Source organism: Bifidobacterium sp. FKU (genome assembly GCF_026016385.1).
Classification (GTDB): Bacteria; Actinomycetota; Actinomycetes; order Actinomycetales; family Bifidobacteriaceae; genus Bifidobacterium; species Bifidobacterium infantis.
In genome coordinates this window covers 1,679,478-1,704,205 of the sequence record NZ_CP092888.1, presented here as the reverse complement: position 1 = coordinate 1,704,205, position 24,728 = coordinate 1,679,478, and the positions used below count along the sequence as shown (strand labels likewise).

The window sequence follows — 24,728 nt, the reverse complement described above, 5'->3', positions numbered from 1 at the left end:
GTATGCTCGCCGAAGCGTCAGTCTGATGATGTTTCGGCGGCGATATAGCTGCGGGCCGTGCCACTATCTTATTACAAGTGACACGGCCCGCAGTGTTGTCACAGGCCCCAGTCAGGGTCGATTTCCTCCGGCCTGCGCCCATACAATTCCGCTATGCGGGCCACCAGCTCATCCCTGACGGCCAATTGCAATTCGAGCTTGGAAGGTGCCTCGGTCTGCAACGGCATACGGTAGAGCACGACTCGTGCGGGAATGCCGTGGCTGGCGGGGAAGCACTGGGACGTCATATTCGGCTCGGTCTGCCAAGGCGTCGGATCCGAAGGCGGCACATCCTCCACCGCGAACTGGATCGGACGTATCAGTTCCGGCCACGCTTGGCCGAGCCTGCGAACCTGGGCCGCCACCATATCGTCGAACATGCCGGTTCGGGTGCGGTAACGGGGCAGACGGGTGCCGAACATCGGGGTTCGTGTGCCGCGACCGTGGCGGTTACGGTAGATTCGTGTGTTCCAAGGTGGCTGAAGCATGGTTCCCACCATAGGGCATGGCGGCGGCAACATGCGTTAGGATTGGTTCATTGGTTGTGAACATTCGTCAACGAGGGAGGCGCGACAGATGGTGGTACGTTCGTGGTCCGAACTTGATTTCGATAATGTCTGCTCCAACGCCAAGGTGTTCGGTTTCGATTTGGACAACACGCTGGCCAGCTCAAAACAGCCGATGAAGCCCGCGATGATCGAACGGTTCTGTGCGTTGCTCGACCATACGGTGGTGGCCCTGATCTCAGGGGGCGGCATGGCGGTGGTCACCTCGCAGGTGCTGGATGTGCTCACCCCGAATGCCAGGCGCGGCAATCTGCATGTCATGCCTACCTCCGGCTCCCGGTATTACCGGTGGGATGGCACGCAATGGGCCTTGGTGTATGCGCATGATCTGTCCGAAGCCACCGTGGCTGCTGTCTCGGAAAGTCTTGAGCGACATGCCCGGGAACTGGGATTGTGGGAACAGCAGGTATGGGGGCCTCGAATCGAGAACAGGGGCAGCCAGATCACCTTCTCCGCTCTTGGACAGTTCGCGTCCGTAGCGGCCAAGCAGGCATGGGATCGCGATAACACGAAGAAACAGGCGCTGGTCGAAGCGGTCAAGGCCGATCTGCCGCATATGCTGGTCAGGGCCGGCGGATACACCAGTGTGGATGTCAGCGAATGCGGCATCGATAAGGCCTATGCCGTGCGCAAGCTGACGCAGACACTTGGCATACGGGCCGATGAAATGGTGTTCGTGGGTGATCGCATGACGCCTACGGGTAATGACTATCCCGCGGTTGAGGCCGGTGCGATCGGTGTTCGTGTGGAGAATCCGCAAGATACGGTACAACTGCTGGATGCACTGCTTGCGCGATTCGATACTCCAGCTTGATGGTGAGGCGTTATGGATGGGCCGAGCGTATACAAGTGGTGGCATGCGATGTGGGCGCAGGCCTGCAATCTGCTGTTTCCACGCGGCTGCGCTGGGTGTGACGCGCCGGATGAGGTATTGTGTGCGGCATGCTGGGCCCTGTTCGCGCAATGCCGGGAACGGGATGCAGACAGTGGTGGCGGAGCCCGTATATGGTCCGCGTCAATCTATCAGGGAGCGGCGCGTCGTGCCATTCTCGACTGGAAGGACCACGACGATACCGAGCTTGACGGCCCGTTCGGCCGCATCATGGTGTCGCTGCTGAACAAGACGCCAATACCATCATCATGCTTGGGTCATCGCGTATTGGTGGTTCCGGTGCCGTCATCGCGGGCGTCAATGCGCCGAAGAGGACGGGCTCACACGGCAGCGTTGGCCAAATCGGTGGCAGGGGCATTGCGTGGGTACGGCGTCGATGCGCGACCATGCGATGCCCTGAGCTCCTCCACCAAGGCACGCTCCGTGCAGCAGGTCTCTTCGGCACAGCGTGCCCGCCGTATCACCGGTCATGTCACGGTGAAGCGTGATCTCATCGGCCATGGCGACGTGGTGCTTCTCATTGATGACATCGTCACCACAGGTGCCACCGTGCGGCAATGCGTTCAGACATTTCAGCAGGCCGGTACTAAAGTGGTGGGCGTGCTGGTATTGGCGGATGCCGTGGTGCGACGGTCCGATGACGATATCAGTGGGTGAATGACATCGGTTACGATGCCCCAGATAGCAGGCGAATCGCCGTTGCTTGGCATGTAATCGGGGTATCGCGGATTCTCGGCGTGCAATATGGTGATGCTGGCCCGTGAAACCAGCCGCTTGATGGCGATTTCGTCATCCATGACAGCCGCAACCACATCTCCGGGGACTGGTGTTAACGAACGGTCGACAATCAGCAGATCGCCGTTATGAATACCCGCATTGATCATGGAATCGCCGGCCATCTGCATAACAAACAGCGTGGCCTCGTGCGGCATGGTTCGTGACTCGGATTGCTGTGTCATGCTGTGCCTCCCACCCTGTATTCGAACATCTGTTCGAATACAGTATACGGTAGGACGTCGGACAATATCAACGTTCGGCGATGTGATATTTAGGCAGGATGATTTCGAAATCGGCCCCTCGCGTGTCATCGACCACTTTGACGGTGCCACCGTGCAATTGTGCCGCCCAGCGCGCGATGGACAGGCCAAGACCGGTGCCGCCCGACTCGGTGCCGGGACCTGTCTTGCCTTTGACAAAGCGCCGGAAGATGTCTGAACGGTCGGAAAGCGCAATCTGTGAGCCGAAATTCACCACATTGGTCACGATGGTGCCTTGGTTTTCGTCCTCGTGGGCATCGACCAGCACGGTGGTGCCGTCGGCCGAATGTTTCAGCGCGTTGGCGATGATGTTGGTGAATAGCTGGCGCAGGCGGTCCTGATCGCCTTCCATCGAGATGTCGGCCGGCACGGTGACATGGATGTCGTGGGCGTGACCGCCATCGGCGATTTCCAACGGCTCGATGGTTTCGTCAAGAAAGTCGGCGAAATTGAACTTCTCGATATTCAAACTCGCCGCACCGGCCTCCATACGGCTCAGGTCCAGTAGGAAGGCGATGAGATCGGAGAGACGCTGCGTTTGGGTGAGGATGCTCTCCAGATTGGCGGGAGTGGGCTCGGTGACGCCGTCGGCCATGTTCTCGACCATCGCCTGCAAAGCGGAAACGGGCGTACGTAGCTCATGGCTCACATTGGCGATCATATCGCGGCGCATTTTATCGGCATGTTCGAGTTCGCCGGCCATCTCGTTGAACGAGCGAGCCAGCTGGCCGACCTCGTCATGACGATCCTGATCGATATCCACGCGGACCGTGTAATCGCCATCCGCCATGGCTTCGGCCACATCGCGCATCTGGCGTAGGGGAGCGGTGGTGCCGCGGGAGAAGAAATAGGTGATGCCCAATGCCAGTACCAAGGTCAGCGGCATGGCGATCCAACCGGACCAGCCGAATTTCAGTAGGAACCAGCACATGGCAAATGCGACGGCCGTGGCGATAACGATCAGTGCGCTGAGTTCCAGCTTCAGAGAGGAGAACAAATCAACCGGCTTGACGCGATGTTTCATCGCATCAAGCCGGGATTGCTGTTGTTTTTTGGATGCCATCACGCGGTCGGCGGCTCGAAAGCGTAGCCCACGCCATGCACGGTGCGGATGGTATCGGCGCCGAGCTTATGGCGCAGCGCCTTGACATGGCTGTCGACGGTGCGGGTGCCGGATGCGTCGACCCAGTCCCAGACCTCTTCGAGCAGCTTTTCGCGGGTGAGCACCGACTTCGGGCGGCGGGCCAGTGTGGCCAGCAGATCGAACTCGGTGGGGGTCAGATGCACCTGCTCGCCGTTCACGGTGACGATGCGCTGGGCCGGGTCGATGACTATCGAACCGAAGTCGAGCAGCTTCTCGTTCTCCGAATTCTTGGCGATGACCTTCGCACGCTCCACGCGGCGCAGCAGCGCCTTGCAGCGGGCGATGAGCTCGCGCATGGAGAACGGTTTGGTCATGTAATCATCGGCGCCCGCTCCCAGACCGATGACCTTGTCGGCCTCGTCATCACGCGCGGTGAGAATCAGCACCGGCACCGGACGTTCGGCGACGATGCGTTTGGTGGCCTCAAGACCATCCATGACCGGCAGCATGATGTCCATGATTACCAGATCGGGGCGTAGCTGGGACGCGGCCTGGACGGCGGAAGCGCCGTCCCCGGCCACGCGAGCGGTCCATCCTTCAGCGGTGATGCGCTGGGCAATGGCCGTGGCGAGCGTGGGCTCGTCCTCGACCACCAGCACCGTGCGCGGTGTCGTATTCTGACGCGCTGTGGTATTGAGCATAAATAAACCGGTTACCTTTCAGCCTGTTGACCAGTTCAGTCTTCCGGCTTCAAGAATACAACTCCCAGAGCCGGAACGGTGATCTTCGCCGAGAACGGACGCGAATGATATTCGCCCTCGACCGCTTCGAAGGTGCCGTTGTGGATGTCGGAGCCGCCGTACTTGGCGTCATCGGTGGTGAACACTTCGGTCCACTTGCCGCCGGTGGGCAGCGCCACCTGGTAATCGGACCAGGCTTCACCGGAGAAGTTGACCACCACGGCCAAGGTCTCGCCCTTGGTGCCGATGCGCAGGAAGCTCAGCGTGTTGTGGTCGGCATCGTCGCTGGTCAGCCACTGGAAGCCGGCCGGATCGAAGTCCTGGCTCCAAAGTGCCGGATGCGCCTTGTAGAAGGCGTTAAGGTCGGCGACCATGGTCTGGACCTGACGGTGCTCCTGCCAGTTCAGGCAATCCCAATCGATGGAGGCGTCGTGATCCCACTCGCCCCACTGGGCCAGCTCGTTGCCCATGAAGGAGAGCTTCTTGCCCGGGTGAGCCCACTGATAGGCGAACATCGAACGCACGCCGGCTAGCTTCTGCCAGCCATCGCCCGGCATCTTGCCGTACAGGGAGCCCTTGCCGTACACGACTTCATCGTGGCTGATGGGCAATACGTAGTGTTCGGAGTAGGCGTACACCATGGAGAAGGTGATTTCGTTGTGGTGCCACTTGCGGTTGATGGGCTCCTCGTGCAGATACTCGAGGGTGTCGTGCATCCAGCCCATGTTCCACTTCATGCCGAAGCCGATGCCTCCGGCGGAGGTGGGGGGCGGTGATGCCCGGCCATGCGGTGGACTCTTCGGCGATCATCATGACGCCGGGGTTGTTCTTGTACGCGGTGGCGGTGGCTTCCTTGAGGAAGTCGATGGCCTCCAGGTTTTCGCGTCCGCCGTAGATGTTCGGACGCCACTGGCCGGGTTCGCGGCTGTAGTCGAGGTAGAGCATGGAGCTGACGGCATCCACGCGCAATGCGTCGACGTGCAGGTCCTCGAGCCAGAACAGGGCATTGGCCACCAGGAAGTTGCGTACTTCGCGGCGTCCGAAGTTGAACACATAGGTGCCCCACTCGGGGTGTTCGCCGCGCAGCGGGTCCGGGTCCTCGTACAGCGGGGTGCCGTCGAAGCGGCCGAGCGCGAAGGCATCCTTCGGGAAGTGGGCGGGCACCCAGTCCATGATCACTCCGATGCCGGCCTGATGGAACTGGTCGACCAGGTAACGGAAGTCGTCGGGGGAACCGAGACGGGAGTCCACCGCATAGTAGCCGGTGACCTGATAGCCCCAGGAGCCGGAGAACGGGTGCTGGGCCAGTGGCATGAACTCCACGTGGGTGAAACCTTCCTGCCTGACGTAGTCCACGAGCTGCTTGGCCAGGTCACGGTAGGTCAGTCCCTGCTTCCAGCTGCCGGCGTGCACCTCATAGATGGAGACCGGGCCATCATGCGGGTTGGTGGTGCGACGGTGCTGCATCCAGGCGTCATCGTTCCACTCGTAGGTGGATTCGGTGACGATGGAGGCGGTGTTCGGCGGAACCTCGTGCTGACGCTCCATCGGGTCAGCCTTCATCTCCCACGTGTAATTGGCGTTCAGGATCTGGAACTTGTAGGTCTCGCCCGCGCCGATTCCGGGGATGAAGATTTCCCACACGCCGGAGGAGCCGAGCTCGCGCATGGCATGACGACGGCCATCCCAGGCGTTGAAGTTACCGACCACGCGCACGGCATGGGCGTTCGGGGCCCACACGGAGAACGCGGTGCCTACCACCTGTTCGCCAGGCGTGCCGTCCACGCCGCCCATCGGATCGTCATAGCGCAGCACATGCGCGCCAAGCGCCTCCCAGAGCTTCTCGTGACGGCCCTCGCCGAACAGATAGGTGTCCATGTCGCCGACTGTGGGCATATAACGGTATGGGTCGTCCTCAATGAGCACTGCGCCGCTTTCCCACTCGGTCCTGACGCGGTAGTCGGGAATCGTGGGCTGCTTCTTGGTGCCGGAAGCCGGCACGGTAGTCACGAACACGCCGTTGTATTCGTGGGTCATCGGGTATTCGCCATCCTGGGTGAGGATGGTCACGGACTTGGCAAGCGGACGCAGCACACGGATTGTGGCGGTGTCGGCATGCTTGCCGATGCCGAGATGCCCGCCGAGAACTCCGTGAGGGTTGTAGAATTCAGCATTGCTCACCGCATCGAGGTCGCCTTGGGCGACAGGCACGGTGACGGTATCTTCCTTGATCTTCGTTTCTTTAGCCATGACCCAAAGTCTACGTGCGTTGGAGTCGAAAACGCTACATTGGCGCGTCGAAAATGGCGAATTCTTGCCCTTTTCGGTGTGTCTTCGTGGTTGTGAGCGCTCTCATAGGGGCGGTCCAGGCCGCATGGCATAATTATTCGAGTTTTTGTGTGTAAGCCGTCAGTTCTCGGAGGGTACATGTCTTACAAAGTCGGCGATATGGTCGTCTATCCGCGTCATGGTGCAGCGAAGGTGGAGGCCATTACCGAGCGGACGGTCAAGGGAGTGACGCGCGAATATCTGCAGTTGTCCGTACTCTCTTCCGATGGTTTGGTCATCAACGTTCCCGTGGACAATGCCAAGAAGGTCGGCGTGCGTGATATCGTCTCCGCATCCGAAGTGGCCAAGGTATTCGGCATCCTGCGGACCCCGATCATCGAGAAAGAGATGAACTGGTCTCGCCGTTACAAGCTGAACGTCGAAAAGATCGCCACCGGCGATGTCAACAAGATCGCCGAAGTGGTTCGCGATCTCGCCCAGCGCGATGTCGACGAGCACGGCCTGTCCGCGGGCGAGAAGCGTATGCTCACCAAGGCCCGCGCCATTCTGACTTCTGAGATCGCCTTGTCCGAGAAGATCGACGAGGCGGAAGCCCAGCGTCTGCTCGACGTGAACCTGGGCTACGAGCCCGCTCAGCCCGGTGACGACAAGCATCACACCGCCGAGCCCGAAGAGGCCGCGGCCGATACTTTGGCTCGTGTCGAAGCCGAGAAGAAGTCCAAGAAGAAGTGATTTGATTGTTTTGAGGCCTCGGTCGTGTCCTTATGCGATGCGCCGGGGCTTCGTGATTCATAATCGTTTGCTGCCGTTCATCTGGGCAATGCCATCGAAGGGAACTGCATGGGGTCTGCAGGAGTACTGATAGGGCAAGGTTTTGACGCTCACCGTTTTGCGCCTGCCGGTTCAGGCCGTGAACTGTGGATTGCCGGGCTCTACTGGCCGGTGCCTGATTCATGCAGCGAGGCCGATGCCGCCAAATACGAGGGTATCGAAGGGGATTCCGATGGCGATGTGGCCGCGCACGCCCTGATTGACGCGTTGCTTGCCGCCGCCCGATTGGGAGACATTGGTTCACTGTTCGGTGTCGGTGCGGACGCGCATGGTGCCGGAAGGCATGGCATCGATATGCTGCAAGAAGTTGTGGCGCATCTGGCATCCAACGGGTATACGCCGGCATCGGCCTCAGTGGCGATCATCGGCAACCGCCCGAAAATCGGCACACGCCGTGCTGAAGCCGAAGCCGCCCTGTCTGCGGCGGTTGGTTGCCCGGTATCGGTTACCGCCACCACCACCGACCATATGGGATTCACTGGCCGCGGCGAAGGCATCGCCGCCATCGCCAATGCCTTGGTGGAGAAGATATAACAAAGCCCCCGCTATGAATTTGCCAGCGGGGGCAAGAAAAATGAATGAGATTACTTCCGCACTGTCTCCACGGCCTTGGCGATAGCCCAGAACAGGGTGGAAAGCGTCACGATAATGAAGCTCGGGGGGGCGGGGAGCATCGCCGACAGCACGAGTCCGGCCCAAATCGACACCAGGCACAGCACGCTGGCGATCACCATCGCCTTGAATGGGGAGCCGGCCAGAATATTGGCGGTGGCCGCAGGCGTGATCACCAGCGCGAAAATCAGCAAGGTACCCACTGCCGGCACGGCAATGGTGATTACACCGGCCATAATCGCCATAAACGCCACGTTCATCAGCCCGATCGGCACACCCTTGGCCTGTGCCACCTGCTCATCCAACGAGCTGAACAGCAGCGGGCGGTAGATGATGGCCAACAATGCCAGCAGCAATACGTCGAACACGGCGAAGCCGATGATCTGGCCGGTGGTGATGGTCAGGATCGAGCCGAAGAGGATCGACTGCATCTGCTGGGAGGCGGAACTCGACAATCGCGCGAAGAACAGACCCAAGCCGGTGGCGAAGGCCAGCACGGTGCCGGTTGCGATTTCACGCTCGGAAACGCGCTTGCCCAAAGCACCGATCACCAGTGCGCCGCCCAGTGCGAACACGCCCATGCCCAGTGACACGGGCAGGCCGAGCAACACCGCGCCGGTCGCGCCCGGCAGACCGATATGGGCCAGCGCATGGGCCGCGAAGGTGGAACGACGGGCGATGGTGAAGTATCCCATGACACCGGCGGCCAGGGCAATGCACAGGCCGGCGATGAAGGCGTTGGTCATGAATGGAGCGGACAGTGTGTCCAGCCATTCGGGATCATACGAAAAGTTGATGGTGCTCATGTCCCTGTATTTTCTCCATGCCTGCGCTGCAGCCCGTTGACGGGCTGTGGATCGGCTAGCTTGATGTTATCGATTCTCGGCGCTGTTGGCGGCACTGCCATTGGTGGCGTTGCCGTGCTCGTGATGGTGCAATTGCGCCACTTCGGCTGCCGTGTGCATATCCTGCGGCTGGTCCTGGGGCTCATCCGGCGTCGGGGTCACGAACATGTCACCCTGCGGAGTGGTGACCACCTGCACCTGTGTGCCGTAGAGGTGGGTGAGTAGGTCGGAGTCGAGCACTTTGTGCATATCGGCGTAGTGCGGGTGCCCGTCGAGCAAGTAGACGGCACCGGTCAGAATCGGCAAGAGCATATTGAGATCGTGCGCAACCACCTGGATGGTCATGTTCAGTTCACGGTTCAGCTTGGCCAGCACGTGTACGGTGGCGCGTTGACTGGCCAGATCGAGGTTGGCCAACGGCTCGTCAAGCATCAGCAGTTGTGGATCGCACACCAACGCCTGGGCGATGGCCACACGCTGGCGCAAACCGCCGGACAGTTCGGACAGACGGTACTGCGCCTTGTCGGCGATGCCGGTGAACTCCATCGCCTCGAGCGCTTTGGCTTTCTGGGCCTTGGTGATGGGGTGGATGCCGAATCGGGTGCCGGTCAGGCCCAGCAACACGGATTGTTCGGCGGTGAGATTGGAATCGACATTCGCCACATAGCTCTGTGGCACATATCCGATGCGTTTGTTCATCTCGCCTGCGGGCTTGCCCAGTACGGTCAGGCTGCCATGGCAAAGCGGCAAAAGTCCCAGCTCGGCCCTCATCATCGTGGTTTTGCCGGTGCCGTTGGTGCCGACGATGGCCGTGACCGAACCGGTGGGAATGGCAAAGGTGCCATGCTGCCAGATGATATGGTCACCACGCTTGATGGCGGCATCGCTGAACACGATGCAATCGGAAGTTTCACTCATAACGCCCGATTGTGGCAAACGATGCTGACAATCGTTCTCAATATCGTGTACGGATGGTGACAACCAAAGAAAAGGGTTGTGCGGCCATCTCGACAATGGTCGCACAACCCTTCTCGTGCAAGGCGTCTATCGGCATTGCATGAATCCGATGCCGGTGTCCTTTGCTTCTAACTATTTGCCGGAGTCGGTCTGGTCGTTGCCGGAGGCATCGCCGGAATCGCCATTGGAGGCATCGGCCTTTGCCGAATCCTGAGACGAGTCACTGGATGTGGCCGCCTTGCACTGACGGATGTACTTGGGCTCCGTGCTGGAACCGGTGCTGGCCTTGGAATCGTGCGCATTGGCATCATCCGTGGCGGCGCCGTCGGCGCTGGAATCATCGGAATTCGCGTTGCCGTCCGTGGCGTCTTCGCAGCCATAGCTCGGATCCACCGCGTCGATGATGGTGTTGATGAGCCGGTTGATCCAGGCGTTCAGCGTGTCGGTATCCTTGGGCATTTGTTCGGAGACGTCGACTACCGGCACATCGGCACGACCGGCAGCGCCAGTGATCATATTGGTCGCGTCACTGGCTTCCTGCGTGTTGTTAACCAGCACATCCACGCCCTTGTCTTCGATGAGTTTCTGGAAAGACTGCAGGTCCGCGGGGGCCGGTTCGCCGCCGGAAGCGGTCGATTGCGTATACCCCTTGGGCGTCTGATTCTTGAACCCGAGATCGGCCATCAGATAATAGACCACGGGTTCGGTGGCTGCATAGGTGAGGTCGGAGTGGGATCTGGTGAACTCGGACGTCCATGTTTCCAGCGATTTCTCATCCGCCTGCCATGCCTTGAGCCGCTTCTGGAAGGCCTTCTTCTTGCTGGGGAGTGCCTTTACATATGCATCGGTGATGGCCGTGGCCATGCTGGATCGAGCGTCTTTGGAGAACCACAGATGCGGGTTATCGCCTTCCATGGCACCCATGACGGAAGCGGCGGATACGATAGTCGTGGTCTTGGTCATCGATTTGGTGGCCCAGGAATCGTAGCCCGCACCGTTGGCCACGATGATTTGTGCCTTGGACAGCTTGGCGACGTCCGAGGTCTTTGGCTCGAAATCGTGGGCATCCACATTGGTGGAGTTCACGATGGACGTGACTTCCACATCATCGCCGCCCAGCTCGGCGGCCAGCGAGCCCCATTGATTGAGGGAGGCGACCACATTGATCGGCCCGGTCGGTGCGGGAACACTGGACTTGTTGTCCGGCTCGGTTTCAGCGGGGGAGGTGGCTGCGCATGCGGCGGTCGCGAACAACAGGACGGCGCTCAGGCCGGCTGCGGCGAGTCGCGTAAGTCGTGTGATTTGAGTCCCCATGGCACGCCTTCTTCGTGAGAGCGAACGATATATAATCCTGACTTGTTCCAACGATAGCCTATCGTTTCGATAGAATGCACCGAAACTACAGGGGAGGGCGTTGATGTCCACAAAAATCGACGGTAAGCAGATTGCGGCCGAAATCAAGACCAACCTTGCCGAGCGAGTGAACAAGCTCAAGGCGCAGGGCATCCAACCAGGGCTGGGCACGCTGCTGGTGGGCGAGGACCCCGGGTCGATGAAGTACGTGGCCGGCAAGCACGCCGATTGTCAGGAAGTGGGCATTACCTCAGTCAAGAAGGAACTGCCGGCGGACGCCAGCTTCGACGACATCGCCGCTGCCGTACGCGAACTCAACGAAGATCCGGCCTGCACCGGGTTCATCGTCCAGTTGCCGTTGCCCAAGGGCATCAACGAGAACGCGATCATCGACATGATCGACCCGGCCAAGGATGCCGACGGCATGCACCCGTACAACCTCGGCGAACTGGTGCTGCATGTGCGCGGCGACATTTCGACACCGCTGCCTTGCACTCCGCGCGGTGTGCTCGAGCTGCTCGACGCCTATGACATTGATCTGAACGGCAAGGAAGTGTGCGTGCTTGGCCGCGGCATCACCATTGGCCGCACGATTGGCCTGATGCTCACGCGCAACGCCGTCAACGCCACCGTCACCCTGTGCCACACCGGCACCCGGGATGTGGCCGACCACATGCGCCGCGCCGACGTGATCGTCGCCGCAATGGGTTCGGCCGGATTCGTGACGCCCGACAAGATCAAGGACGGCGCCGTGCTCGTCGACGTGGGCATCAGCCGCGTCTACGACGAAGAAGCCGGTCGCTACCGCATCAAGGGCGACGTGGACAAGGCCTGCTATGACAAGGCATCCGCCTACACCCCCAACCCCGGAGGCGTGGGCCCCATGACCCGAGCCATGCTCCTGGCCAACGTCGTGGAAATGGCCGAACGACACGCCTAGAGTTTCCTAGGAAATTTGGGCAGAGTTGCTTGTATTGTGAATATCCGTATGCCTGTAAGGGTGTGCGTATAACTGAATATCGAGAAATTATCCATCCACTATTAGAAACCATATATTTACATGGCAGAGAACAACACTGAAGTCGCCAAGGTCGCCATCAACGACATCGGCACCGAAGAGGACTTCATCAAGGCAGTCGATTCCACCATCAAGAACTTCGATGATGGTGATCTGGTTGAGGGCACCGTCGTCAAGATCGATCACGACGAAGTCCTCCTGGACATCGGCTACAAGACCGAGGGTGTCATCCCCTCCCGCGAGCTTTCCATCAAGAAGGACGTTGATCCTGACGAAGTCGTCGAGGTCGGCGACACCATCGAGGCCCTTGTCGTCACCAAGGAAGACAAGGAAGGCCGTCTGATTCTGTCCAAGAAGCGTGCCCAGTACGAGCGCGCCTGGGGCGACATCGAGAAGATCAAGGAAGCTGACGGCGTCGTTGAGGGCACCGTCATCGAAGCCGTCAAGGGCGGCCTCATCGTCGACATCGGTCTGCGTGGCTTCCTGCCTGCCTCCCTCGTCGAGATGCGTCGCGTCCGCGACCTCTCCCCGTACATCGGCCAGAAGATCAAGGCCAAGATCCTTGAGCTCGACAAGAACCGCAACAACGTGGTCCTGTCCCGCCGCCAGTACCTCGAGGAGACCCAGTCCGAGGTCCGCGAGACCTTCCTGTCCCAGCTCAAGAAGGGCCAGATTCGTGAGGGCGTGGTGTCCTCCATCGTCAACTTCGGCGCTTTCGTCGATCTGGGCGGTGTTGACGGCCTGATCCACGTTTCCGAGCTGTCTTGGAAGCACATCGACCACCCGTCTGAGGTCGTCAAGGTCGGCGACAAGGTCACCGTCGAGGTGCTCGACGTCGATCTCGACCGTGAGCGTATCTCCCTGTCCCTGAAGGCGACTCAGGAGGATCCGTGGCAGCGCTTCGCTCGCACCCACGTTCCCGGACAAATCGTCAAGGGCAAGGTCACCAAGATCGTACAGTTCGGTGTCTTCATCTCCGTCGAGGACGGCATCGAGGGCCTGGTGCACATCTCCGAGCTCGCCAACCGTCACGTCGAGAACCCGGAGACCGTGGTCAAGCCGGGCGAGGCCGTGTTCGTCAAGGTGATCGACGTCGACCTCGATCGTCGCCGCATCTCCCTGTCCCTCAAGCAGGCCAACGACTCCGTCGACCCGGCTTCCGAGGACTTCGATCCGGCCATCTACGGCATGCCGGCTGAGTACGACGAGCAGGGCAACTACAAGTACCCTGAAGGCTTCGACCCGAACACCAACGAGTGGATCGCTGGTTACGAGAAGCAGCGCGAGGAGTGGGAGTCCCAGTACGCCGCCGCTCACGAGCTGTGGGAGGAGCACAAGGAGTTCGTGGCCAAGGAGCTGGAGAACGCCGCCGAGTCCGCGGCCGCCGACGGCCAGGGCCCGAAGGAAGAGAAGCCGGTCGAGGAGACCTCCAACTACTCTTCCGCTGCTCCGGCTACCGGTACCCTCGCCGACTCCGATCAGCTCGCCGCCCTGCGCGACCAGCTGCTCGGCAAGTGAGTTCGCCATCGGGCGACTGACGCCTGACGTATAGTCAAAACCCGGTCTCGCTTCGGCGGGCCGGGTTTTGCCGTTGTGTGCATGAACCTCGAAACATGGCATGATGGGGGGAGCATGATTCGAATAGGATTGACCGGTGGTATTGCGGCGGGCAAAAGCACGGTGTCCACAAGACTGCGGGAGCTCGGCGCGGCGCTTATCGACTATGACGAGCTCGCGCGCCGAGTGGTGGAACCGGGCGGCGTCGGTCTTCGTCGTATAGCGGAATGTTTCGGCCCCGACGCGCTGACCGATCAGGGGCGGCTCAACCGGCGATGGATCGCCGAGCACGTGTTCGCCGGGCCCGACTCGGAACGGATGCGGAGGAAACTGGACGATATCGAGCATCCGTTGATCTATGATCTTGCGCTGTCTCGGGAGCGGCAGGCGGTCGCGGACAATCCGGATGCCGTGGTCGTGCATGATGTTCCGCTGTTGGCGGAAGTCCTGGACGCCATGCCCATGCGATTCGACCATATCGTCACCGTCGAAGCGCCCGAACAAGTGCGGGTCGACAGAATGGTGTCGACCCGCGGCATGACACGAGATGATGCGCTTGCGCGCATTCGCCACCAGTCCAGCCCGGAACAACGCCGTGTCATAGCCGACGCGGTGATCGATTCCACGCAGCCGATGGGTCGAATGCTCGAAGCCGTCGATGCGCTGTACGAACAGTGGCTGGCGGAATCATAATGCGATGATGCGGTCGGCGAGAGCCGCGGTCTCCTCGTTGTGCGTCGTGTAGATCACGATCGCTCCGTTGTCGGCGAAATCACGCAGGTGACGCATGACCATGGCGCGGTTGTCGGCATCGAGGGCCGCTGTTGGCTCGTCCGCCAGTATGACGCGCAGCGATTGACGGATGAGAAGCCTCGCGATTGCGACTCGTTGTTGTTCGCCTCCACTGAGTGTGTAGATAGGTCTATTGCCGTAGCCCGTCAGATTCACGGCCCGCAATGCGCGTCTGATGAGCCGACTTCTATCTGCCGATGGTATTCCGACGCTGCGCAGAGCCAGAATCAGATTTCTGTTCACCGTCCATTGCTCCACCAGGGCGTAATTCTGGAACATGAATCCCATGACGTTGCGGTGCATGAGCCGTCGGCCCTTTCTGGAGGCAATTGTTTGCCCATCATAGGTAATTGTTCCTGAACTTGGCTCTTCCAAAAGACCTAGGACATTCAACAAAGTGGTTTTGCCGCATCCGCTTTCTCCGGTCAGGGCAACCATGTCACCGGGGCTGAACGTCAGGTCCAGTCCTTCCCATAAGGTGCGGTCGTCGATTCGATATGTCAGATTATGCGTGATCAATAAGGCGCTCATGCTTGATGTTCCTTACGTGGTAAGTGATTGCTGATACAGGTTTGTGGATGGCGATCAGGGATGTTTGATACTGTCGGCGCGCAGCCGCGAATCGTAAAGCACTGTGGTTGCCAGCGAAACGACGATGAATAGTAAGGAAACCGAGGTCGTGGAAACGGCGTTGTAACCTCCTATGAGCAACTGGATCGGAAGAGATGCACTGCATAACGCCGCTGCTAGGAACAGTATCGATTGAAAACGGAGATATGACGGCGCTCCATGCATATATTCCACGAACATAATTTGACGTCGGAGTGTGCATAGTGTCAAAGCCACCATGATTGCGCCGCCCAGCAGACATGTTATGGATATGCAAGCTGTGATGGAAAAATAGTTCATTTCCTGAGTTGTTCGTGCCAAACGAGTTTGTATCTCGTCGTGCCGATTGACGACCGAAGCCACCAAAGAGTCCACGCCCTTTTCCCGTAGGATTTCGAGCAGCTGATGGCGGGAGCTGTAATCGAAGGTCATGCCGCCGGTGGACACCATCGATGTAGTGGTATCGCCAGAGAGCAGTGACGGGTCAATGACAACAACAGGAACAGAGGAAAGGCCATCGGTGTTGGAAGGGGTGTCAAATGCCGATAAGACAGCATCTCTTGGTCTGGATTCAATGGAGATGCTCGTGCGATTGATGGCGGGCAGACTCTTTCCCTCTTCTGCCGCCAAACTTTGCTCGAATGAGTATGCGCGAAGCACATTGTTCGTAATGGATTCGCTGTTCCATTGTTCATTCTCGGGCATAATCACACTGATTCGTGCAAGTGTCGTGTTGTTTCGTATAAGATGATGAAGCCTTGCCGTACGGGAATCCATGAGGATGCAGGGCTGTGGGTCTTGCGAGCTATCCACCCACGTGCATCCTAGCCGGAATGAGGCGAATCGCGTATGTTCTGATTGGGAAGTTTGTTCGACGAAGTCGTTCCATGAGGGCATGGAACGAGCTCGGTTTTGATCGCTGCTATACCACAGTTGCAATTGGAATCCGTCGTTGGATGACAATTGATGCTCCAATGTTGTTTTCAGTGTTTGGGATTGCCGCCATTTGAAGTTCGTAACGTTCAAACTGGCAGAGCTGAGAGCGAGAACGATGATTGCCATGATGCAGCCGGAAGCCATGAGAAAACGTAAAGGGCGCTTTCCTTGGATTAATTTGAGTGCGTTCGGCACCAGAACCCTTACTAGAGCAATCGACAATGACAAGGCAACCAATGCCATGCACGTTGTGGCGATGATGATGGAGAGGAATACCTGACCGGCGAATCCTAAGGGAGAAGCGAAAGGCCAGAAGATCGCACCAATGGAAATCCAAGTCATCCATCCGATGCAGACGCAGATGATGAAAAAGAACGCATGCCGCAGGAATTGCCTCATAATAATGCCGGTTGTTCTCATGCCATGCAAGGCTTGTATCGCGCAAACGCGTGAAGCTGTCGACACGGAAAGCGCGCCGGACACAAATACTACAGCAAGTCCGGCGAATATGACTTGGGCGATGGAATTGGAGAAGAATTGTTTGGTGATTTGTGTGATGCCGATGGGGGTTGCTCTGTTAAGTTCGAATCCTTGGCGCCGTATGGATTTGGCTACTGAAGCGGTATCCCGTGGTGATCCATAGAGAAGCCATCTTCCCAATGGGTCGGTGAATCTGTCTCCGCGTTGCACACGTGTGCGCGGCCCGAACCCATAATCCGGGTATGGCGAATTCGCATGCATGCCGTTGCCGTCTAATGCGCCGAAAATAGAAATTACGCGTCTGTTGGTACCGTGACCGTCCGGCTCATAGGAGACTCTCGCGAGTACGACATGATGGGTCGCTGCGAGACCGGTCAATGTCGATAGAGGCTGCCCGTGCGCGTCGGAAATTCCAATATCGTAGCTAGGGCCGGAGGGATAGGTTTCTTCGTTATTTTGCGCATAGAATCCTGCTGCGAGAGTGATGAGAGCCACGGCCAATATACTGGCGATTTTATAAGTCCAGTGCATGATACACCTTATTCCCGGTAACAATGTGTTTGTGCGGCGGACGATAGGAAGTTCGCTCGCCGCACATTCAATAAATGGTGTGGATGCTGCGAAATGATTCAAGCATCAAATCCATAGAAAGCTTGATCCACTTTGCCGCATACCGCGTAAGTCCTTGCGTAGGCCCAGATTCCCGCTTCCTTGACGCCGCTGTATGCGTATACATTATCGGCGTTCAAAACCGAGGAATGATGCCGACGGGAATTGTGGAGGAAATTGGAGTAGACATCTCCACATCCGCCCCACAAGGTGGTTCCATATTGCCATGTTCCACCGTAGGGATATGAAACATCAACGGTGCTGATGCCAGCATCCCTATCTGTGGGAACGCTGCAGGAGACTTTTACTGAAGTACCGACTTCATTGGCGTTTGCGGGAATGATAAGTGTTCCGCTTGCGCCGAGAGCAAGCATTGACGCCAGTAGGCCTCCGGTGGTTTTCTTTGCGATCATGAGTGCTCCTTGTTGTTCCTCATTGAGCGGCTGTTTTGCCGCATGCAACACGGTAAGATGCCAATGAGGAGCGAACGAAGTCTGTGTGACGGGAATCGTCACAGTGTTACGATTGCGTTTGACGGAGGCGATTTGGGGAGGGGGTACTTATGAAGAACGGGCGCCCGATTCGGCTTGCCTTGGTGGACAACGATCGTTGCTCTGCGGAGATGATGGCTTTGCTTATTGGCAGGATGATTCCCGAGGCGCATATGCTATGGGTTACGGATAATCCCAGTCTTGCCTTGGAACGTTGTCTGTTCGATCCGCGGAAGCCGGACATCCTTATTTGCGATCTCATGATGGACGGGCTGAACGGAGTGCGGCTGACGGAACGTATTCGACAGCGGAATGTGCAGGTTGGCGTCATCGTAGTCACTTCGTATGACCTGGCAACCTATGGTGAGGATATCGCGTGTTGCGGAGCCCAAGCGTTGATTTCGAAAAGAGATTTCGCAGCGACCATACGCGAGGCGGTTAAATCGGTGTCTGACGGGGGAACATACCCTCATGGTTGGGGTTTGCATAGCCTTGAAGAGACATTGCATACGGTGGATGCCGCACAGCCGGAAGCGGATGGTGCCAGGCTCTTCTCCGATCGAGAGCTGGCGGTGTTGCGTCTCTATGCGCATCATGTACCGACCGTTGAAATTGCGCGCCGCTTGGGAATCGGTGTCGAAACTGTGTACAGCTATGTGAAACGAGCCATGCGCAAGGTCGGGGTGACGAGGCGCGGCGAACTCCTTGATTACTGTGAGCGATACCATGTTCTGTGACGGCAGCCGTTTTCTTAGACGTCGCTTCCGCGATTTCGGGAAGTCTTGGCATGGCGAAAAGATCGCGGCGCTAGCCTGCGCCTTGTGCATAGCCGCTGATACGGTCATCGAGTCGTGTATCAATCCGGTTTGGGATGCGTGGACCCTGTGGGTGGGGCTGTTGTTCGTCATCCTGTCGTTGCTCTGCGTGGCATTCCCGTTCGGCGGCAATATCGCGTTGGCGATCTTATGGTGCGTGGTGTTCCCCTTGCCGGTGGATCTGTCCATGTCGGTGAGCGTGGTGATAGCCGAGCCATTAATCGTCCTCTCCTATCAACGCATATGGTGCGGCGTGGTGTTGGCGGTGGCTGTGACCGTATCTCGCGTGGCGCAGCTGATATGGCAGTATGGGTTGCCGATGGGTTGGGATGCCGGGGCGTTGGTGTCCGTTGTGCCTTGGACCGTCATGCCGGCGTTGGCGTGCGTTGGAATCGGTCTGCTGCTGAATTGGCATCATCGTGAGGGGGAGAGGGAGTCGGAAGCGCGTGGCAGGGCCGAATCGTTGGATCTGGCGGCAAGGCTGCATGATGCGACGACCAATGATCTCTCATATCTCATCATGAGCATCGACAGGATCATGTCGGAACACCCTTCGCAAGGAGAGTCGATGGACTTGCCACTGTTGCGCGAAGTGGCTCAACGGGCGCTCGATCAGACGCATGATGTCATAGCGGTTCTCGCAAAGCACAATGTCGGTACTGCGCGAATCCCGCGATGCCATGCGCGTCGCTCCGGAGAAGCCATCGTTCCGATCGGTGCAGGTCGATTCGAGGCCGAGATCGAACGGCACCGGCGGGAACTCGCAGCGCTTGGTTTCCGAGGCGAGGTGGTTGTGTCCGATCCCTTCGATCTCCTGAGTCGGTTTGACGAGAAGACTATCCAGTTGACGCGGTCGTTGCTGGAAGAGACGTTTGCCAATATCGCCAAGCACGCGGATCGCGAACAAGGGTATGTACTCGCCATACAAGTGCGGCAAGACGGACTATACGTATCGGTGGCTGACGTTCCCGCCAAGATGGCGGATGGAGCATTGGCGGAATCTCCGAGAACATTGGGCATGGGATTTGGAATGTCTCATCTGCGTCAATCAATTACGCGGAGCGGTGGTTGGCTGCGCATCCAAGAGGAAGACGGGTATTGGAGTTGCCTAGCGTATATTCCGATATATCATCGGGATACAGCGTGAATCGGAAGGAAACAGCGCATGGGATTCAACATCGAACGTGTGGACAAGCCGTTTGTGGTCAAATCGCCGTACCAACCATCCGGAGACCAGCCGAAGGCCATCGAGGAACTGGCCACGCGCATCGAGAACGGCGAGAACGACGTGGTGCTCATGGGCGCCACCGGCACCGGCAAAACCGCCACCACCGCATGGCTGATCGAACGGCTGCAACGTCCCACGCTCATCATCGAGCCGAACAAGACGCTCGCCGCGCAGCTGTGCGCCGAATTCCGCGAGCTCATGCCCGACAACGCGGTGAGCTATTTCGTTTCCTACTACGACTACTATCAGCCGGAGGCCTACATACCGCAGACCGACACCTATATCGAGAAAGACTCCAACATCAACGACGATGTGGAACGTTTGCGCCATCAGGCCACGGCCAACCTGCTGACCAGACGCGACTGCGTGGTCGTGGCCACCGTCTCCTGCATCTACGGCCTGGGCACTCCTGAGGAATACGCCGGGCGTATGCTGTTTCTCAAGGAAGGCCAGCAGATCAATCGCGACGACCTGCTGCGCCGGTTCGTGGCCATGCAGTACAAGCGCAACGACATCGCCTTCACCCGCGGCACGTTCCGCGTGCGGGGCGATACGGTCGAAATCATCCCCGTATACGAGGAACTGGCCATCCGCATCGAATTCTTCGGCGACGAGATCGACCGCATCTCCACCCTGCATCCGCTGACCGGCGATGTGATCGCCCATGAACCGCAGGTCCATATCTTCCCGGCCTCCCACTATGTGGCCGGGCCGGAGCGTATGGAACGCGCGCTCAAAACCATCCGCGAGGAGCTTGACGGACGGTTGTCCGAACTGCGCAAACAGGGCAAGGAACTTGAGGCGCAGCGTCTCGACATGCGCACCACCTATGACCTGGAGATGCTCACCCAGGTGGGCGTGTGCTCGGGGGTCGAAAACTATTCGCGTCATCTCGACGGCCGCGCGGCCGGCACGCCGCCGCATACGCTACTCGACTTCTTTCCGGATGATTTCCTTCTGGTCATCGATGAGTCGCATGTTACCGTGCCGCAGATCGGCGCGATGTACGAGGGGGACGCCTCCCGCAAGCGCACGTTGGTCGAACACGGGTTCCGCCTGCCCTCCGCGATGGATAACCGACCGCTCAAATGGCCGGAGTTCCTGCAGCGCGTCGGCCAGACCGTGTATCTGTCCGCCACGCCCGGCGACTACGAGTTGGGCTTGTCCGACGGGGTGGTCGAACAGATCATCCGTCCGACCGGCCTGCTGGACCCGAAGATCGACGTGCGCCCGGTCAAGGGGCAGATCGACGATCTGCTCGCCGAGATCAAGGCCCGTGTGGCCAGGAACGAGCGCGCGCTGGTCACCACCCTGACCAAGAAGATGGCCGAGGATTTGACCGACTATCTGCTGGAACGCGGGATCAAGGTCGAATACCTGCATTCCGATGTGGATACGTTGCGGCGCGTCGAACTGCTGCGCATGTTGCGCGAAGGCAAGATCGATGTGATTGTCGGTATCAACCTGCTGCGTGAGGGCCTCGATTTGCCGGAAGTATCGCTGGTGGCGATTCTTGACGCCGACAAGGAGGGCTTCCTGCGCTCCTATCGTTCGCTCATCCAGACCATCGGCCGTGCCGCGCGAAACGTGTCCGGCGTGGTGATCATGTACGCCGACGAGACCACCGAAGCCATGCGGCAAGCCATCGACGAGACCGACCGCCGCCGCGCCAAGCAGATTGCCTACAACCAGGAGCATGGCATCGATCCCAAGCCCCTGATCAAGAAGATCAGCGACGTCAACGACATGCTCGCCAAGGAGGATGTGGACACCCAGACCTTGCTTGAAGGTGGCTACCGCAACGCGGGCAAGGCCGGCAACACACACCTGGGCGTGCCGGTACTCGATCCCAACGAGGCGGACAAACGCCACGAGGAGATCCTGAAGGCCGGCCTGCCCGCGCAGGACCTCGCCGATCTGATTCGCCAGCTGAGCGAACAGATGCACACCGCCGCCGAGCAGCTCCAGTTCGAGCTTGCGGCCCGTCTGCGCGACGAGATCCGTGATCTCAAGAAGGAGCTCCGGCAGATGACCGAGGCGGGGCGATGACCCGTCACATACATGGGTTAGTGTAGGGAATCATGGCAGAAACCCCACTCGCATTTGAAATCATCACCTTCGTGGTGCTCGCGCTGTTCTTCATCGTCGACCTGTTCGTCATCGGGCGCCGACCGCATGTGCCCTCCACCAAGGAATGCGTGCAGCATATCGCCTTCTTCGTGGTCATGGCGCTGATCTTCGGCGGATGCATCTGGTTCTTCGCCGGCTCCAAGCCCGCCATCGAGTTCTATTCCGGCTGGCTCACCGAATACTCGTTGTCCATCGACAATCTGTTCGTGTTCGTCATTATCATGTCGAACTTCGCGGTGCCCAAGCAGGTTCAGAAGTATGTGCTGTCCGTCGGTATCACCATCGCTTTGATCTTCCGTGGCATTTTCATTCTGATCGGCGCGGCCCTGATCACCCGCTTCACATGGGTGTTCTTCCTGTTCGGCGCCTTCCTGATCTACACCGCCGTCAAACTGGTGCTCGGTGGCGATGAAGACGAGGAATATCACGAGAACGGCATCATCCGTAATCTGCGCAAGATCATCAAGATCACCGACGACTACGACGGCGAGAAGCTGCGCACCACCAAGAACGGCGTGCGTTACTGGACCCCGATGCTCATCGTGTTCCTGACCATCGGCACCACCGACGTCATGTTCGCCTTCGATTCGATTCCCGCGATCTTCGGCCTGACCAAGGATCCGTTCCTGGTGTTCACCTCCAACGTGTTCGCCCTGCTCGGCCTGCAGCAGCTGTACTTCCTGCTGGGTGCTCTGCTCGACAAGCTCGTCTACCTGCCTGCCGGCCTGTCCGTGGTGCTGGGCTTCATCGGCGTCAAGCTCATCATGGAGGCCCTGCACGGCAATACCTTGCCGTTCATCAACGGCGGCGAAGGCATCCATTGGGTGCCGGAAGTGCCCACATGGCTGTCGCTGGCTGTGATTGTGGTCGCAATTGGCGGCGCATCCGTGGCTTCCGTGATCAAGATGAAGAGCATGGAAAGCGCTGAAAAGGCCTGAAATCGTTAGAGAATACAACCCTTAAGCCCAGTCAGCACAACAATGTGAGCGCTCACAACACACCGTGAAGAAAACTTGTCATGAGTCGGCGCGCGCTAGTAGACTGGGCTTCGGCAAGTGAGGCGATCGCGCCTCGACCCAATTGAACAAGAATAGGCAGGCATTCATGCGTAAAGCCAAGATCGTAGACACCATCGGTCCTTCCACCGAGGATTACGACAACCTCCTGAAGCTCGTTGAAGCCGGTATGGACGTTGCTCGTCTGAACCGCTCCCACGGCACCCCCGAGGATCACCTCAAGGTCTACAACAACGTGCGCAAGGCCAGCGAAGCCACTGGTCGCAACGTTGCCGCGCTTGTTGATTTGCAGGGCCCGAAGATTCGCTGCGGTTGGTTCAAGAAGAACGCCGACGGCGAGGACAAGGTCCAGCTGCAGCTCGGCCAGGAATTCGTCATCACCACCGACGACGTCGAGGGCGACGAGCACATCACCTCCACCACCTTCAAGGGCCTGCCGGGCGATTGCCACCCGGGCGACCCGATTCTGATCGATGACGGCAAGGTCCGTCTTGAGGTCACCAAGGTCGAGGGCAACAACGTGTACACCAAGGTCATCGTGGCCGGTCCTGTGTCCTCCCACAAGGGCATCAACCTGCCGGGCGTCGCCGTCTCCCTGCCGGCTCTGACCGAGAAGGATGAGGCTGACCTGCGTTGGGCCATCCGCACCGGTGCCGACATCATCGCCATGTCCTTCGTGCGTTTCGCCACCGACATCGACCGCGCCCACGAGATCATGGACGAGGAAGGCCGTCGCATCCCGATCGTTGCCAAGATCGAGAAGCCGCAGGCTCTGGAGAACCTCGAAGAGATCGTCAAGACCTTCGACGGTGTCATGGCCGCCCGTGGCGACATGGCCGTTGAGTGCCCGCTGGAAGAGGTCCCGCTGGCCACCAAGCGCATCATCGAGCTGGCCCGCCAGTATGCCAAGCCGGTCATCGTGGCCACCGAAGTCCTCGGCTCCATGGTGAACTCCCCGGTCCCGACCCGTGCAGAGGCCTCCGACTGCGCCAACGCCGTCCTCGACGGCTCCGACGCCACCATGACCTCCAACGAGACCGCCGTCGGCAAGTACCCGGATGTGACCGTGTCCACCATGTCGCGCATCTCCGGCTACGCCACCGACCACGGCTTCGACCGCATCCCCGAGCTCAAGAACCTCGACATGTCCTCCACAGGCGCCGTTTCCTCCGCCGCCGTGGACCTGGCCGACAAGCTCAACGCCAAGGCCATCGTCGCCTACACCCAGACCGGCGCCACCGTCCACCGCGTCTCCCGTGAGCGTCCGGCCGCCCCGATCTATGGTCTGACCAGCAACGAGCACACCTACCACTGGCTGGCTCTGTCCTGGGGCACCGAAGCCTTCCTGCTCAAGGAGGACTACCACGACAAGTCCCGCAAGGATCTGATGATCTACACGGACAAGATTCTCAAGGACGCCGGCAAGGTCGTCGACGGCGACAAGATCGTCATCCTGAGCTCCGCCCAGGGCGATCACCAGCCGGGCCGCACCGACTCCATCTACGTGCACACCGTTGGCGCCTGCGACTGATGTCGTGTAGCCGCTGACCGCTGATGTGCGGTACGTAAAGACCCTCATCCCGCTGCGGGGTGGGGGCCTTCGCGTATCGGACGGCGGTCATCGCCGGGTGCGGGATGCGCAATCCTCGCAACGGTCGATCGCACACGCCGCCTTCGGGACGTGGGCCATGGGCGCAAGCGTGGGCGACACACGGGAGCGCGGCCCGTCCGAACGCCGCAGAACGCCCGTCCGACGGGGATGCCGTGGCGGTGCGCGTGTCTTGTGTGGCGGGAGTCGAATC

General features: G+C 59.3%; 22 protein-coding genes and 1 pseudogene. 12 read left to right on the top strand and 11 right to left on the bottom strand.

All coding sequences use genetic code 11. The features are described from left to right. Positions 1–98: 98 nt before the first annotated feature. Positions 99–461 carry a metallopeptidase family protein gene (locus MMB48_RS07790; RefSeq protein WP_014485022.1) on the bottom strand — a complete coding sequence of 121 codons (363 nt, stop codon included), beginning with the start codon at positions 459–461 and terminating at the stop codon, positions 99–101. 154 nt (positions 462–615) lie between these two features. Between MMB48_RS07790 and MMB48_RS07785 the strand changes: the two genes are divergently transcribed. Continuing rightward, entirely contained in the window at positions 616–1,419 is an 804-nt protein-coding gene (locus MMB48_RS07785) for an HAD-IIB family hydrolase (RefSeq protein WP_032744370.1), read from the top strand. 12 nt (positions 1,420–1,431) lie between these two features. Next, on the top strand, positions 1,432–2,154 hold the full coding sequence (locus tag MMB48_RS07780; RefSeq protein ID WP_032744369.1) for a ComF family protein: 723 nt from the start codon (positions 1,432–1,434) through the stop codon (positions 2,152–2,154). On the opposite strand, the gene MMB48_RS07775 is transcribed toward MMB48_RS07780, so the two are convergent. The 4 genes and pseudogenes from MMB48_RS07775 to glgB form a co-directional block, all read right to left on the bottom strand. Further along, positions 2,070–2,456: a LexA family protein gene (locus MMB48_RS07775; RefSeq protein ID WP_032744368.1), complete on the bottom strand. Its 387-nt coding sequence runs from the start codon at positions 2,454–2,456 to the stop codon at positions 2,070–2,072. The two genes, MMB48_RS07780 and MMB48_RS07775, sit on opposite strands and share 85 nt — an antisense overlap. A gap of 67 nt (positions 2,457–2,523) precedes the next feature. Continuing rightward, positions 2,524–3,597 (bottom strand): sensor histidine kinase, encoded by a 1,074-nt coding sequence (locus tag MMB48_RS07770; RefSeq protein ID WP_032744367.1) that lies wholly within the window; start codon positions 3,595–3,597, stop codon positions 2,524–2,526. Beyond that, positions 3,597–4,319, bottom strand: coding sequence for a response regulator transcription factor (locus MMB48_RS07765; RefSeq protein ID WP_012578060.1), 723 nt, complete (start codon positions 4,317–4,319; stop codon positions 3,597–3,599). The genes MMB48_RS07770 and MMB48_RS07765 overlap by 1 nt, the downstream gene beginning before the upstream one ends. Before the next feature lie 35 nt (positions 4,320–4,354). Next, a pseudogene (glgB, locus tag MMB48_RS07760) lies at positions 4,355–6,608 on the bottom strand (1,4-alpha-glucan branching protein GlgB). Between the two features lie 177 nt (positions 6,609–6,785). On the opposite strand from glgB, the gene MMB48_RS07755 reads away from it, so the two are divergent. Continuing rightward, positions 6,786–7,379, top strand: a complete 594-nt coding sequence (locus tag MMB48_RS07755) for a CarD family transcriptional regulator (protein WP_007053566.1) — start codon at positions 6,786–6,788, stop codon at positions 7,377–7,379. A 108-nt stretch (positions 7,380–7,487) separates the two neighbouring features. Further along, complete coding sequence (gene ispF, locus MMB48_RS07750) at positions 7,488–8,012, top strand: 2-C-methyl-D-erythritol 2,4-cyclodiphosphate synthase (protein ID WP_032744366.1); 525 nt, start codon at positions 7,488–7,490, stop codon at positions 8,010–8,012. 50 nt (positions 8,013–8,062) lie between these two features. Here the strand turns inward: ispF and MMB48_RS07745 are convergent, their stop codons facing one another. The 3 genes from MMB48_RS07745 to MMB48_RS07735 all read right to left on the bottom strand — a co-directional run bounded on the left by MMB48_RS07745 (position 8,063) and on the right by MMB48_RS07735 (position 11,206). Continuing rightward, positions 8,063–8,896, bottom strand: a complete 834-nt coding sequence (locus tag MMB48_RS07745; RefSeq protein WP_032744365.1) for a metal ABC transporter permease — start codon at positions 8,894–8,896, stop codon at positions 8,063–8,065. Positions 8,897–8,962: 66 nt separating this feature from the next. Then, complete coding sequence (locus MMB48_RS07740) at positions 8,963–9,853, bottom strand: ABC transporter ATP-binding protein (RefSeq protein ID WP_013140512.1); 891 nt, start codon at positions 9,851–9,853, stop codon at positions 8,963–8,965. A 171-nt stretch (positions 9,854–10,024) separates the two neighbouring features. Beyond that, complete coding sequence (locus MMB48_RS07735) at positions 10,025–11,206, bottom strand: metal ABC transporter solute-binding protein, Zn/Mn family (RefSeq protein ID WP_032744364.1); 1,182 nt, start codon at positions 11,204–11,206, stop codon at positions 10,025–10,027. A gap of 103 nt (positions 11,207–11,309) precedes the next feature. Here MMB48_RS07735 and MMB48_RS07730 point away from each other — a divergent pair, with 103 nt between their 5' ends. The 3 genes from MMB48_RS07730 to coaE all read left to right on the top strand — a co-directional run bounded on the left by MMB48_RS07730 (position 11,310) and on the right by coaE (position 14,513). Beyond that, the gene (locus MMB48_RS07730) at positions 11,310–12,185 is read left to right on the top strand and encodes a bifunctional methylenetetrahydrofolate dehydrogenase/methenyltetrahydrofolate cyclohydrolase (RefSeq protein ID WP_032744363.1); all 876 of its coding nucleotides are present in this window, start codon (positions 11,310–11,312) and stop codon (positions 12,183–12,185) included. A 120-nt stretch (positions 12,186–12,305) separates the two neighbouring features. Continuing rightward, a complete protein-coding gene (gene rpsA, locus MMB48_RS07725; protein ID WP_032744362.1) occupies positions 12,306–13,781 on the top strand; it encodes a 30S ribosomal protein S1 in 1,476 nt (491 codons plus the stop codon). A gap of 114 nt (positions 13,782–13,895) precedes the next feature. Continuing rightward, entirely contained in the window at positions 13,896–14,513 is a 618-nt protein-coding gene (coaE, locus tag MMB48_RS07720) for a dephospho-CoA kinase (protein ID WP_012578052.1), read from the top strand. Here coaE and MMB48_RS07715 read toward each other — a convergent pair. From MMB48_RS07715 to MMB48_RS07705, 3 genes are all read right to left on the bottom strand, one after another. Further along, positions 14,508–15,143, bottom strand: coding sequence for an ATP-binding cassette domain-containing protein (locus MMB48_RS07715; protein WP_032744361.1), 636 nt, complete (start codon positions 15,141–15,143; stop codon positions 14,508–14,510). The genes coaE and MMB48_RS07715 overlap by 6 nt on opposite strands. Positions 15,144–15,197: 54 nt before the next feature. After that, positions 15,198–17,168 carry a bacteriocin-associated integral membrane family protein gene (locus tag MMB48_RS07710; RefSeq protein ID WP_032744360.1) on the bottom strand — a complete coding sequence of 657 codons (1,971 nt, stop codon included), beginning with the start codon at positions 17,166–17,168 and terminating at the stop codon, positions 15,198–15,200. Positions 17,169–17,266: 98 nt separating this feature from the next. Further along, entirely contained in the window at positions 17,267–17,659 is a 393-nt protein-coding gene (locus tag MMB48_RS07705; protein WP_032744359.1) for a lactococcin 972 family bacteriocin, read from the bottom strand. Positions 17,660–17,808: 149 nt separating this feature from the next. Here MMB48_RS07705 and MMB48_RS07700 point away from each other — a divergent pair, with 149 nt between their 5' ends. The 5 genes from MMB48_RS07700 to pyk all read left to right on the top strand — a co-directional run bounded on the left by MMB48_RS07700 (position 17,809) and on the right by pyk (position 24,457). Then, complete coding sequence (locus MMB48_RS07700) at positions 17,809–18,474, top strand: response regulator transcription factor (RefSeq protein ID WP_032744358.1); 666 nt, start codon at positions 17,809–17,811, stop codon at positions 18,472–18,474. Next, entirely contained in the window at positions 18,452–19,699 is a 1,248-nt protein-coding gene (locus MMB48_RS07695; RefSeq protein WP_230581237.1) for a histidine kinase, read from the top strand. The genes MMB48_RS07700 and MMB48_RS07695 overlap by 23 nt, the downstream gene beginning before the upstream one ends. An 18-nt stretch (positions 19,700–19,717) precedes the next feature. Next, on the top strand, positions 19,718–21,829 hold the full coding sequence (uvrB, locus tag MMB48_RS07690; protein WP_032683833.1) for an excinuclease ABC subunit UvrB: 2,112 nt from the start codon (positions 19,718–19,720) through the stop codon (positions 21,827–21,829). A 32-nt stretch (positions 21,830–21,861) separates the two neighbouring features. Next, positions 21,862–22,848: a TerC family protein gene (locus MMB48_RS07685; RefSeq protein ID WP_032744356.1), complete on the top strand. Its 987-nt coding sequence runs from the start codon at positions 21,862–21,864 to the stop codon at positions 22,846–22,848. Between the two features lie 166 nt (positions 22,849–23,014). After that, a complete protein-coding gene (gene pyk, locus MMB48_RS07680) occupies positions 23,015–24,457 on the top strand; it encodes a pyruvate kinase (RefSeq protein ID WP_032744355.1) in 1,443 nt (480 codons plus the stop codon). Positions 24,458–24,728: the final 271 nt, after the last annotated feature.